The sequence below is a fragment of the uncultured Plantibacter sp. genome, from assembly GCF_963518075.1.
Lineage (GTDB): Bacteria > Actinomycetota > Actinomycetes > Actinomycetales > Microbacteriaceae > Plantibacter > Plantibacter flavus_A.
On the sequence record NZ_CAUQHZ010000001.1, the window covers coordinates 167723 to 180753 of the forward strand.

General features: G+C 72.2%; 6 protein-coding genes. 4 read left to right on the forward strand and 2 right to left on the reverse strand.

What is annotated here, in order from left to right; translation table 11 throughout:
- The first annotated feature begins 62 nt into the window (after nucleotides 1-62).
- From RWN05_RS00840 to RWN05_RS00850, 3 genes are all read left to right on the forward strand, one after another.
- Nucleotides 63-1286 (forward strand): ROK family transcriptional regulator, encoded by a 1224-nt coding sequence (locus RWN05_RS00840; RefSeq protein WP_314137889.1) that lies wholly within the window; start codon nucleotides 63-65, stop codon nucleotides 1284-1286.
- Nucleotides 1287-1364: 78 nt separating this feature from the next.
- Nucleotides 1365-2024, forward strand: coding sequence for a HEAT repeat domain-containing protein (locus tag RWN05_RS00845; RefSeq protein ID WP_314137890.1), 660 nt, complete (start codon nucleotides 1365-1367; stop codon nucleotides 2022-2024).
- A 41-nt stretch (nucleotides 2025-2065) separates the two neighbouring features.
- Nucleotides 2066-4945 (forward strand): hypothetical protein, encoded by a 2880-nt coding sequence (locus RWN05_RS00850; protein ID WP_314137891.1) that lies wholly within the window; start codon nucleotides 2066-2068, stop codon nucleotides 4943-4945.
- A 205-nt stretch (nucleotides 4946-5150) separates the two neighbouring features.
- Here RWN05_RS00850 and RWN05_RS00855 read toward each other — a convergent pair whose 3' ends face one another.
- Together RWN05_RS00855 and RWN05_RS00860 are read right to left on the reverse strand one after the other, a co-directional pair.
- Nucleotides 5151-7943 (reverse strand): family 78 glycoside hydrolase catalytic domain, encoded by a 2793-nt coding sequence (locus RWN05_RS00855; RefSeq protein ID WP_314137894.1) that lies wholly within the window; start codon nucleotides 7941-7943, stop codon nucleotides 5151-5153.
- 8 nt (nucleotides 7944-7951) lie between these two features.
- Complete coding sequence (locus RWN05_RS00860; protein ID WP_314137896.1) at nucleotides 7952-11407, reverse strand: sugar-binding protein; 3456 nt, start codon at nucleotides 11405-11407, stop codon at nucleotides 7952-7954.
- 217 nt (nucleotides 11408-11624) lie between these two features.
- Between RWN05_RS00860 and RWN05_RS00865 the strand changes: the two genes are divergently transcribed.
- A complete protein-coding gene (locus tag RWN05_RS00865) occupies nucleotides 11625-12983 on the forward strand; it encodes an extracellular solute-binding protein (protein ID WP_079000932.1) in 1359 nt (452 codons plus the stop codon).
- Nucleotides 12984-13031 lie beyond the last annotated feature (48 nt).

Sequence of the window (13031 nt, forward strand, 5' to 3'; positions counted from 1 at the left end):
TTTCGTGAGGAGTGGTCGTGTGGCCCTCACATTACGCGCTCGACGATCGCCGGGAGGGACAGATGGCCAGACGCGAGTCCGTGCAGTCGGGCCCCGGTAGCCAGGCACTCATCGTCGACCTCATCCGCTCGGCCGGCACGATCAGCCGCACGGAGCTCACCGAGGCGACCGGCCTGACCCAACCGTCGATCTCCAACATCGTGCGTCGACTCATCGAGGACGGGCTCGTCCGCGAGACCGGCCGCGCAGCACCCCGAGGCGGGAAACCGCGGACCCTCCTCGAGATCAACGCGAGTGCGAAGTACGGGATCGGCGTGCAGCTCGGGTTCGAGTCGATCACGCTCGTCGCCACCGACGTCCGTGGTGGCGTGGTCGGCCGGCAGCTCGTCGACGGCGCGGGATCGGCCACGCCGGAGCAGGTGACCGATCGCCTCGTGACGCTCTACCGCGACTTCGTCGCCGGGGTGGGGCTCGCGGCGCCGTCGATAGCCGGGGTCGCGGTCGTCGCGCCCGGGCCGATCGCCCAGCTCGGCGGGGTGCTGCTCGGGCCACCGACGCTCGTCCGCTGGGACGACTTCCCCCTGCAGCAGGCGTTGCAGGAGAGCCTCGACGTGCCGGTGGTCGTCGACAACGACGCCGCCGCCGCGGCCGTCGGCGAGTTCTGGAGCCGCCAGGTCTCGCGGACGGAGTCGTTCGCCTGCGTCTACATGGGCACCGGCATCGGCGCCGGTATGGTGCTGGGCGGTGCGCTCTACCGCGGTTCGAGTTCGAACGCGGGCGAACTCGGTCACATCAGCATCGAGGTCGACGGTGTCCCCTGCCACTGCGGCAACCGCGGTTGTCTGGAACGCTATGCGGCACCGGCGGCCGTGATGGCCGCCGCCGAAGCGGTGCGGGACCGTCTCGACGGCCTGGGGCTCGGCTTCGCCCCGGAGACCCTCAGCCGTGACTTCGACCAGCTCGCCCGGGCGGCCGTCAGCGGTCACGAGGTGGCGCTCGACCTCATCCGGTTCTCGGCCGACCGGGTCGCCGCAGCCACGGTGACGCTCGCGAATCTGCTCGACCTCGACCGACTCGTCCTCGCCGGCCCCGGCATGGCGGTCGCCGGTTCGCTCTACGCCCGCGCCATCAGGGAACGCCTCGAGGAACGGTTCTTCGCCCGCCGGGCACACCCGATCGTGGTGGAGCTCTCCGCCAACCCGCGCGACGCGGCCGCCATCGGTGCCGCGTCACTCGTCCTGCAGGGCACGATCGCCCCGGGGCACGGTCCGGCGCTCACCCGCTGATCGACCGTTTCGGGGATCTCGTCCGCCCCGGCTCACCTAGGCTGGAATCGAACCGACACAGCTCTGGGAGGTCGCTCGATGAGCCAGGAGTACGACGCCGCTGCAGCGAACGGTCTGGCGATCGCCCTTCGTGCGCCCGTCCCCTCGGACCGACTGCAGGCCGCACTCGCCGCGGGCACCACCCCGAGGACCGCCTACATCGAGGTGCTCGTCGACCGCTGCGCCGTCGAGCCCGACTTCTTCGTGCGCGACATGCTCACCTGGGCGCTCGTGCGACACGACCCCGAGGTGACCGTCCCTCGCCTGATGGAGGAACTCGGGTCGGTCTTCCCACAGGCACGCAGCCAGGCGCTGCACACCCTCTCCAAGACCGGAGACCCACGCACCTGGTCGGCCATCACCCTGGCGCTGCTCGAGGACGAGGAGGATCAGGTCGCCCGAGCCGCGTGGCGCACCGCCGCAGGGGTCGTCCCGGAGCGGGAGGCGTCGGCGCTCGCCGAGCTGCTGACGAGGCAGTTCGGCCGCGGCGACCGCGAGGTGCAGCTCAGCCTCACGCGTGCGTTCACCACGATCGGTGAGCCCTCGCTCGAACCCGTCGAACACACGGCCGTGTCCGAGGCATTCGGCCGGGAGGCCCGTGCACACGCTCGCGCGACCGCCCGGATCCTCCGCGACCCCGAAGTCGACTTCGACGAGGCGATGCAGGAGGCCCAGCACGCCCTGCGCCAGGGTGACTGACGAGCGGGCGGCCAGGCGGCCCCGCCCCGTACACTCGACGGGTGCGGGGATCTGACAGCGTGAGCGAGTCGGCCCTCGACGAACCCGACCTCCGCATCCCGGACCCCGCACCACGGCACACGCCGTTGTGGACCGTCCTGTCCGCCTGGCTGCTGCGCGTCGAGCGGTGGTTGCAGTCACGTGGCGGCTCCCGCCTCCGCAGGGTGCTGTGGCAGTTCTGGGGCCTCGTCGCCATCGGCGGGCTCATCCTCCTGGTCGGCCCGGTCATCAACCCTCCCCTCACCCTCGACGACCTCACCGACGAGGCGTCCGACGTCACCGACACCTGGATAGCCCGCTCCTTCGACGCCGACTACCGCGTCACGATGGACGACGACGGCCGGCTCGTCACGGAGGTCGAGGAGCGCATCGATGCGTTCTTCCCGACGGACCTCGACGACCGCACCATCGAGCGGGTGCTCGCCACCGAGTACCAAGGGCACGCCCTCGACCCGTCCATGATCTCGGTGACGCTGGACGGCGTGGAGCAGGACGTTCGCAGGGAACGCGCCGCGGTCTTCCTCCGCCTCGTCGTCGACCCCGGCGAGCAGCTCACGGGCGACCACGAACTCGTCATCCGGTACCAGCTCTCCGATCTCGCCTACGTCGCTCCGGACCCCGCCACCGGGCAGCCAGTCGACCTGCTCCGGTGGGACGTGTTCGGCCCCGATCTGCAGCAGGCCGTGGCGAAGCTCGACGTCCGGGTGACCATCCCGCAGGACCTCGACGACCGTCTCGTCCGGCAGCCCCGAGGCTCGCTCGCGTGGACCCTCGTGGGCGCCGGGCAGTGGTTGACCCCGGAGCCGGACGCCCCACCCGGCGAGGTGGCCTACGCCTTCACGAGCGACGACGCGGCCCCGCCGCATGCGCAGGCGCGCTTCACCATGCCGTTCGAGGCGGGCTCGATCACGATGCCACCGCAGTCCTGGATCTTCTGGGTCCAGACCTTCGGGCCCGTCCTGCCGATGCTCGTCCTCGCGGCGACGCTTCTGCTGTCGTTCGCGGCCCGTGCGGTCGCGTGGGGTGATGCCCGCGGACGTCCGTGGTACCTCGCGCAGTCGGAACCGCCGGACGGCGTCTCGCCCCGCACCGCGGCGCATCTCCTCCGGTCACCCGCGACGATGGAGCTCGCCGAACGCCTCAAGGACGCCGCGATCAGCGGCACGAAGCAGCAGGCGAAGCGACAGGCGCGTCTCGTCGCGGCGGCGGGCGCCGCCAAGCGGGCCGGCCGTCTGGGCGACCGACCCCGGGCCCTGCGTCGGTACCTGACCGGGCCGGAACGCGCCGGGCAGGTGCGCGACGGCCTACGTCGCGTGCCGACGGGCTTCGTCCGCGACTGGTTCATCGCCGCACCGATCGCGCTGACCATCCTCCAGTGGGGCATCGTCCGGCAGCTCTCCCACCAGGCCGTGCTCGCAGTGGTGTGGTGGCCGCTCGCCTTCGTCGTCCTCTCGACCGTCTTCGCCGTCATCGTGCTCGCGATCGCCCTGACCGCCCGGCCGCTGACCCGCAAGGGTGCTCTCCTCAAGCAGCACCTGCTCGGCATTCGGGTGTTCGCCGAGCGGACGCAGCTGCTCGATCGCGCCAGCCTGCGCGACCGTCTCCTGCCCTACGCCGTGCTCGGCGCCCCGCCCCGGGCGACCGGCCGGCGGGTGGCGGCCCTGATCGCGCCGGAGGTCACGATGCCGGCGGCCGCGGCCGATCGCGCCTCGCGCGCCGATGGGTCGACAGCGGGCTTCCTGTCCGGTCCGCGCATCGCCGTCCGGGTGCTCGCCGTGCTCCTCGTCGTCGGCGCGATCGTCGCGGTGAGCGTCCTCCCGGCGCCGTCACTGGAGCCCGAGACACCCCGTTCCTACACGGGCGACATCCCCGGATCGACCCTCACGACGATCGCGACGGCCGACCTCGACGCGGAGCTCACGAGGACCGACGGCGACGGTGCGCGACTGCGCGTCACCGAACGCCTCGGCGTGGACTTCTCCGACGAGGGTGCGGTGCCCGGTCAGGTGGTGCGCGAGTGGCCCGCGGTCGTCGACGGTCAGGACCTGGGCCTCACGGTCGACGGCGTGACGATCGACGGCGAGGACGCGCCGTTCACGACGGAACTCGAGGACGGGCGGCTGCTGCTCCGGACGACCTTCGAGGACGTGCGCACCGGTCTGCACGACGTCGTGATCGAGACGACGTCCACGAGGCCGGCCGTCGCCGCGACCGTCGACGGCCTGGACGTCGACCGGGTCAACTGGGTCGCGCTCCTCGACGGCTGGACGAGCGGCGTCGCCTGGGACGAGGACGTGCAGCAAGGCCCGTTCCGACTGTCCTTCAGCGCCGACCGCGAGCTCCTCGACGACGCCGTCGACGCCGGGTGGACCCCCGCGGATGCCGGGAGGTGGCTGCCGTCGGCTGACCCGGATGACACCGGTCGGGCGACGGCGACCGTCGAGCTCGAGCCTGACAGCGACGGTCGATGGCCGCTCGACGTCCGGAGTGACGACCTCGGTGTCGTCCTCGACCTCCCGGCCGGGACGGTTGCGGGCGTCGATGCTGGAGCACCGATGACCGCTCGGCTGGCGGTGCAGTGGCCGGGGCTCGTGGCGATCACCCTGTCGGTGCTCGCAGTCCTCGGTGCCGTGCTGGGCGTGGCCGGCGCGGTGCGACGCCGCAGTCGAGGCATCGAGGGCACGCCTGGCACGGCGCGTGACGCGGTGCGCTGGCTGGCCCCGTCCGCCATGATCGCCGCCCTGGTGGTGGGCGTCCGGATGCTGAACGGCATCCCCGCCGACGATCCGTTCGGTGGGCTCCTCCTCGCTGCGCTCGGCGCAGGTGTCCTGTCGATGCTCGTCTGGTGGTTCGTCGCCCGACGATTCCGAAGCCGCCGCTGACCCCCTCTCCCCCTGACGCCAGCGCGGTGCGCTGACGCCCACACACTCGCCTTCACGTCAGCGCGCCGCGCTGACGCGAGCACACCCCAACCGGCGCCACCGCGCCCCACACGCGCGAGCGCGCCCCTCCGGAGACCCGCGCTCACGCGTACGACCCGCGCCCACGCCCACGCCAGCGCACCGCGCTGGCCGAAGGCACGGGGACTCAGCGCGGGGGCACGGCGAGGGAGGAGAGTCCCTCGTCGATGCGCGCGACCACCTCCGGGGGCGCCGCGACCGCCGCGAGCTCGGCACGCAGCGTCCGTCCCGGCACCCAGCGGATGTAGGCGTCGAACTCCTCGGCGAGCGCCGGTTCGGCCTCCCGCAGGACCGCCGAGACGAGCGCGCCCACGCCACGGTGGTCGATGAGTCGCGCCAGGTCGTCGTCGACCCCCAGGGCGACGGGCCGTTCGGCGGGCGGGAGGAGGACGGTCCATCGATGCGTCCCCGAGCCGATGTCGAACACGGGCCGGTCGGGTAGGCGCACCTCGGCGCTGCTCCCGGTCGGGATCGTCGCGCACACCGTCACGCCGTCCGGCACACGTTCCCAGGCGACCTCTGCGCGACCGAACGGGGTCTCGTGCACGACGGACGCGTGCCGGAGGGCTTCCGGGAACCACGGTCGCACGAGGATCCGCCGGTACCCGGGCGCGGCGGGCGCGAGGCCCCCGATGCGGCGGTGCAGCACGTCGGCCACGGCACCGAACGCGCAGTGGTTGAGGGACACCATCCCGGAGGGATGCACCGAACCGTCCGGCCGGATGGCGTCGGGCCGTTCCCACACCGTCGTCGCGCCCTGGGTCACCGGATACAGCCACGACGGGCAGGCGGTCTGGAACAGCAGGCGCTCGGCGGCCCGTTCCTGGCCATGGTCGAGGAGCGCGTCGAGCACGAACGGCGTCCCGAGGAACCCGGTGGCGAGGTGGTGGCCGCCGGCACGGAGCAGGGCGGCGAGTCGTTCGGCGAGGACGGTCCGGTGCCCTACCGGGGCCAGGTCGAACGCCAGGACGAGGGCGTAGGCGGTCGGGGTGTCGGACATCAGCCGGCCGGCGGGGGTGAGATAGGCGTCGCGGAAGGCCCGGCTCGCTTGCTCGGCGAGTGCCCGCGCCCGTTCCGCGCCACGGTGGTCCCCGGCCGCCTCGAGCGCGGCTCCCGCGAGGCACGCGGAATGGACGTGGAACGCGGTGGCGACGAGGCCGGGATCGGTACGCGCCTTGTCCGGTCGGCTCACCGTCGGGTCCAGCCAGTCGCCGTACTGGAAGCCCCGTTCCCACAGCCCGGAGGGGTCGGCGCGCTCGGCGCACGCCTCGACCCAGGCGAGCATGGATGCGGCGTGGCGGCGCTCCATCGCCAGATCGCCGTACCGGTCGCGGAGCACGTCCGGCACCATGGTCACCGCGTCACCCCAGCCCGCTGCGGCGACCTCGCTGAACGAGCCGAGCGGGTTCGGCACGACGGTCGGGACGACCCCGCCGGCCGCACGCTGTTCCAGGGCGAGATCGTCGAGCCAGGACGCGAAGCAGGCGTCGACGTCGAACAGCGACGCCGCGGCTGCCGAGAAGACCTGCGCGTCGCCCGTCCAGCCGAGCCGTTCGTCCCGCTGCGGGCAATCGGTCGGGATCGCGAGCGTGTTGCCGCGGACGCTCCACACGACGTTCTCGTGGAGGCGGTCGAGCATCGGGTCGGAGGACGAGAACCAACCGGTGCGGCGCAGCGCGGACTGGAGGACGACGGCGCGGACGTCGTCGGCTCCGACCGAAGCCGACACGCCACGCACCTCCGCATAGCGGAAGCCGTGGAAGGTGAACTCCGGCTCGACCCAGCGCGGGCCCCGGCCGTCGGCGACGAACCGGTCGGTCGCCGACGCGGCACGCAACGATCGGGTGTACAGCTCACCGTCCTGGAGCAGTTCGGCGTGCCGGAGGATCACCTCGGTCCCCGCCGGCGCGTCCAGGCGGAGCCGGAGCCGACCGACCAGGTTCTGACCGAAGTCGATGATCGTCCCCGTGCCGTCGGGGTTCGGCCACACGGCCACGGGAGTTCGGTCGTCGACGACGCGCACCGGCTCGACGTCGGCGGCCTGCACCTGGACGTCGGCGGGGAACGGGTGCACCGCCGCGGCGAGCCACGGCTCGGACCCGTCACCCCGACCGTCGACCTCCCGACTGAGGTCCCAGGTCTCCCCGGCGTAGAGGCCGCTCTCGACGAGGGCGGGCGCAGGGTCGACGAGCCACGCGCCGTCACCTCCCACCCGGACCATCCGGCCGTCCGCGCATCGCAGCTCGAGTCGGAGGGAGACCGTCGGCTGCTCCCCGTAGTGTCGGCGAGCGGTCTCGCCGAAGCCGTAGCGCTCGGTGAACCAGCCGCCGGCTACCCGGACGGTCACGACGTCCTCCGCCCCCGGGGTGAGCAGCGCGCCGACCTCGGTTCCGGTGACCGTGAGCCGATCCCGGTAGCTCGTCCAACCGGGCTTGAGGACATGGTCGTCGACGTCGACGCCGTTGATGGAGACCTGGTGGACGCCGTGCGAGGTGCTCCACAGCGTCGCCGACACGAGGTCGGCGGGGACGGTCACGACCCGCCGCAGGACGAACGGCTCGGCCTCCCGCGTCGGGGCGGGGTGGGCGAGGAACGGCTCGGACCAGGGCGCGTCGAGGAAACGGGTGACGAAGCGGAGCGGCGGACTCCACTCCGACGCGGTGCCGTCGACGCCGTCGACACGGACCTCGAGCCGATGCTCCGAACCGGGCGCCAGCGGTGCGAACGGCCAGGGCTCGACCACCCCGTGGGGGTCGAGCTCGCGCTCCTCGACACCGTCGAGGCGTACGACGGCGCGGGCGCCGGCCCAACCGGGCTCGGCCTCCACCGTCCACGAGAGAGGCGGATCGGGGACCGCGGCGACGGCGACGTCCCGCCGTCGGCCGACCCGCAGGCCGGTGACGACGGGACGGCGAGGCATGCCGTCGGTCACGGTCGGTGACCGCTCGCGCGTCGGCCACGCGCGACGACGAGCGCCCCGGCGGCGAGCGCCCCGAGTCCGAGCATCGCGAGCGTCGCCGTGCCGTCGACTCCGGTGCCGGCGAGACCGCGCGTCCCGGACTGGGCCGTCGACGCGGCTCCTCCGTCCAAGCCACCCGAGGTGCCGGTACCCGTGCCCGTCCCGGGCTCGGTGCCCGGATCCGTGCCACCACCGGTACCGGCCGCCGGCAGGAGCCGCACGGGCAGGAACTGCGCGGAGTCCTTCTCGGCCGCGATACCACCGCCCCAAGCGAGGTACCCGTCGCGCCCCTCTCCGTCGGCCTCGTTCACGATGAAGGCACTGCTCAGCAGTGCCGCGTCCGGACGGACACCGGTGAGCCGCACCCAGGGCACCGCCACCTCGTACACGGTCGTCGCGGCGGCGTCGTCCCGTTCGACGGCGACCCGCGCTCCCGCGACCGTCCCGGGACCCTCGCCCACCGCGAGCCACCGGTACAGCTGGGGCCCGGCCGGGGTCAGCGCCATCCCGAGTTCATGCCATCCGGTGGCCGATCCCGGGGCACCCGCTGCGACGGTGAACTGCACCGAGTCGCCCTGCCAGATGTTCGCGCCGGCCGCCGGCTGGTCGTGGACGTCGTCGGTCACCTCGACCGACAGGAAGAGGTCGTCCTCGTCCCAGGTGTACCAGGCCCGCGCGGACTGGTCGTCAGCGGCACGTCCGGTGGCCGCCGGGACGATCGGCGTGAGGTCGTCGAGGTCGTCGAGCACGCCGTCCACCTCGATCGTCCGATGCGCGGCGTCGACCGCGGTTCCGAGGTCGAGGGGCACGACGACACCCGACGCCGTCAGTTCGCGCCCGCCCACGAGCGCCACGGCGCTCCAGTCCGTGCGACCGGCGAGACCGGCGAGCGGGAGATCGGCGGTCGCCGACTCGTGTGCCGCGACCGTCACCCCGTCGAGGAACGTCTGCGTGGAACCGCCGAGGTCGACGGTCAGTCGGTCGATCGTGACCGGCTCGCCCGAGGCGTTGTCCACGGTCAGGCGGAGTGCGCTGCCGTCGGCCAGGGCGACCTGATCGCCGACGAGCGTGACGGGTTCCCCGACGGTGGTGCGTGCTGTGAGGCGCCCGAGCTCGACGTCGTCCTCGAGGAGGGTGGCCTCGACGAGCAGCTCTCCGAGCGCGCTCGCCGGTGGCAGCTCGACGACGACGCTTCCGGTGGTCCCGGCGGCGACCGTCTGCGACGCCTCCTGGCCGTCGTCGAAGCGGAGCACGACGGTACGGTCGGTGGTACCCGCCCGGTTGTCCATGGTCCACCTCGCGGTGACCGCCTGCCCCAGGTAGGCGGGGTCGAGCGTCAGCGCGGTCTCCGAAGCGGTCACACCGGCCACCTCGCCCTGGACGTACACCGGGCCCTCCCCGAGTTCGAGCAGGATGCTCGTGCCGTCGCCGGCCGCGACGGTGCGCGACGCGCCGTACAGGTCCGTGATCACGACCTCCCCGCGCAACCCGAGGGTGACCGCCCGGTCCGAGGTCGACCAGAGCGCATGCAGTGGCCCGTCGGGCGTGTCGAAGGAGACGTTCCAGAGATCGGCGACGGAGGTGTCCCGTCCCGTGGCCGTCGCGTCCAGCAGCAGCCCGGCCGCCGTGGAGTAGGAGACGAACGCCGGCTTCGGGGTGAACGCGCCCAGCGGGTCCTGCGGGTGGTGCAGCAGGCCGAAGTTCTCCTCGGTCTCCTGCGCGTCCACGCCGTCGTTGACGAGGTCGTAGATGAAGGTCCGCTGCACGTCGTGCATAGCCGTGATGACCGCCGACTTGGCGATGTCGGCCGCCTGCGACGACTCGGAGACGGCTCGGGCGTTCGTGCCGGTCGGCCAGCCGAGCTCGGTCACCCACAGGGGGATGGACTCGCCGCCGTTGTACTGCCGGACCAGCGCGTCGACACGGCTGAGGGTCTCGTCGAGCGCCTCGGCCCCGACCGGGTAGCTGTAGGGGTGCAGGACGATGCCGTCCAGGTATTGCAGCGCTCCGAGACGGAACGTCTGCTCGAGCCAGTCGGTGTTGAGGTTCGCGACCGCGGGACCGATGACCGGCAGCTCGGGGGCGACCGCCTTCACGGCGGGGGACGCCGCGGCGAGGAGGTCGACGTAGTGCTCCGGGGCGACGTTGGTGTTGCCACCGAGCCCGAGGTCCCACTCGTTCCAGATCTCGAGGCCCGTCGACATGTCGCCGAACTCGTCGGCCATCGCCGTCGCGTACGCGGCGTACGCGGACACGGCTTCGTCACTCACCGGTCCGTTGCCACCGTCGTAGAGCGGGTTGCCGTAGCCGGCGAGGAGGAGCGGTTTGACGCCGGAATCGCGTGCAGCATCGAGGAACTCGGCTCGCGGGCGCGACCAGTCGTAGACGCCTGGGGTCGTCTCGACCTCGCTCCAGTACACCTCGTCGCGGAACTGCGCGACACCGCCGACCGCGAGGGCGCCCATCGAGGCCGGGTCCCAGCCCTGGCCATAGTGGGTGGCTGCACCGTACCGCCCGGTCGCCGTGGCGGCGACGTCGGTCTCGGCGAGGACCGCGAACGTCGTGGTGGCGGAACCCACCGACTCGCCGGCGGCGAGGCCTTCGACGGACAGCGAGAACCATCCGCGACCGGGTGCGGTGAGGTCCAGCGCACCGTCGGCGTCCTCCTCGCCTTCGTCGACCACGCGTCCGTCCCCGTCCGTGACGGTCCAGCGCACCGTGTCGGCACCGGTCGTGTAGGGGAAGGCGAGCGGATCGCCCGCGGTGAACAGGTTGCCGAGCGTCCCCGGGGTCAGGGCGAACCCGGAGGGGGCGTCCGCGGCCCGGACGGTGAGGTCGTCGACGAGCAGGCGGGCGGACGGCTGGGCTGTGTCCGCCCGAGCCCACCCGTTGACGACGAAGCCGACCTGCCGCGCCGGGCCGTGCCAGATCCCGTCACCAGCGCCGCCCCAGGCGCTGTGACTCGGGTCGGTCACGGGCGATTGCAGGGTGAGCTCCTGCCACCCGTCGGACGCGGGGACCGGGAGGAAGCTCTGGTGCGTCTGCCCGGTCGCGTCCACGAGCTGGACACCGACGGTGGTCACGTTCTCCGCGCGGACCCAGAACGACACCGAATCCAGCGGGGCGTCGTCCAGGGACCGGACGGCCATCTCCCAGCCGTCCACCGTGCGCGCTCCGGTGTCCAGGAGGACCTCGACGGCGCCCGCACCCGTGTGGCCGTCGGCGGCGATGCGCGGAGCACTCGGCGCGACCGACGTCCCGTCGAACGCGACACCCGACCAGCCCACGAGATCCTCGACGGGGATCGTCGTCTCCTGCGCCACCGCCGCGGTCGGTTGCGCCAGGGCGCCGACCGCGAGGAGGACCCCCAGCGTTGCTGCCGCGAGCCGCCGCGGGTGCGACGGGCGTCGTGTTCGTTCGGTCATCACTGTCTCCTCGTTGAGCGTGCCCCGTCCGACGGGGAAAGCGGTTTTCCTGACGAAGCCTGCCGAACCATCGGGCCCACTGTCAAGCACCTCTTCGCAGCAGCTATTGAGCACACTCGTCGTGAAAGTCCGCTTTGACGAACCACCGCCGAACCTGCTAGACATCCGTAGAGCAATCGCTTTTCCTCTCACCCGAGCATCGAACGAAGGAGTTCACATGACTGGACGCATCCGCGCAGCAGCGGCTGTGCTGGTGATCGGCGGCATCGCCGTCGCAGCGGCGGGCTGTTCGCCGCAATCGTCGGAATCGGCCGACGGCAAGACCACCATCGAGGTCGGCGACCGCCCGTCGGCGGACCGCCCCGAGGATCGCAAGTACTTCGACGAACGCGTCTCGGCGTTCGAGGAGGCCAACCCCGACATCGACGTGAAGGCGGTCGAGACCGCTTACGACCCGACGACCTTCCAGGCCCTCGCGGCCGGCGGCAGCCTCCCGGACGTCCTGAGTGTCCCCCTCACCGAACCCCAGGGGCTCATCAAGCGCGGCCAGGCTGCCGACCTCACCGACACCCTGAAGTCCGAGGGCCTGCTCGACTCGCTGAACCCGGCGATCCTGAAACTCGCCTCCGATGCCGACGGCAAGGCCTACGGCGTCCCCACGAACGCCTACTCCTTCGGCCTCGTGTACAACCGCGCCCTGTTCACCGCGGCCGGACTCGACCCCGACGCACCGCCGACCACCTGGGACGAGGTCCGCACGGCCGCGCAGCAGATCACCGCGAAGACCGGCGCCGCCGGCTTCTCGGTCCTCACCACCGCCAACACGGGCGGGTGGCAGTTCACCGGGATGACCTACTCCTTCGGCGGGACCGTCGAGAACGCGGACGGCACGAAGGCCACCTTCGACGACACGCCCTCGGCCGATGCGCTCGCCCTCCTGCAGACCATGCAGTTCGAGGACGGCACCCTGCCCGCGAACACCCTGTACGACGCCGACTCGCAGGGCCAGGACTTCGCCGCGGGCAAGATCGGCATGATGATCGGTGCCAGCGACCGCTACTACGGCGTCGTGCAGAACCTCAAGCTCCCGGCCGAGGACTTCGGCATCGGTGGGATGCCGCAGGACGGCGGGTCGAACGGCACCCTCTCCGGCGGCAGTGTCCAGATCGTCAACCCGAACGCGACCGACGCCGAGCGTACCGCCGCGGTGAAGTGGATCAGCTTCCTCTATCTGCAGCGCTACTTCGACCAGGACACCGCCGTCGCCGACGCCAAAGCCTCGAACGAGGCAGGGTCCGTCACCGGCCTCCCCGGCCTCGCGGTGGTGAACGAGGACGCGTACGACACCTACTTCGACTGGATCGCCGACTACATCAACGTGCCGTCGGCCAACTTCACGCCCTACCTCGACGCCTCGGCGGAGATCCCGGTCGTCGCCGAGCCCGTCAACAACGCGCAAGAGGTCTACGGCGCGCTCGACACCGTCATCCAGACCGTGCTGACGGACCGGAACGCAGACATCGACAGCCTGCTCTCGCAGGCGAGCACCGACGTCCAGGGCCGACTGACGCGCTGACGACCCTCCGGGGCGGGCCACGCGCCCGCCCCGGTCCCAGGAGGACCC

Coding starts and splice junctions, on each gene's coding strand:
- RWN05_RS00855 (WP_314137894.1), bottom strand. CDS start 7,943: ATGCCTCGCCGTCCCGTCGTCACCGGCCTGCGGGTCGGCCGACGGCGG.
- RWN05_RS00845 (WP_314137890.1), top strand. CDS start 1,365: ATGAGCCAGGAGTACGACGCCGCTGCAGCGAACGGTCTGGCGATCGCC.
- RWN05_RS00840 (WP_314137889.1), top strand. CDS start 63: ATGGCCAGACGCGAGTCCGTGCAGTCGGGCCCCGGTAGCCAGGCACTC.
- RWN05_RS00860 (WP_314137896.1), bottom strand. CDS start 11,407: ATGACCGAACGAACACGACGCCCGTCGCACCCGCGGCGGCTCGCGGCA.
- RWN05_RS00865 (WP_079000932.1), top strand. CDS start 11,625: ATGACTGGACGCATCCGCGCAGCAGCGGCTGTGCTGGTGATCGGCGGC.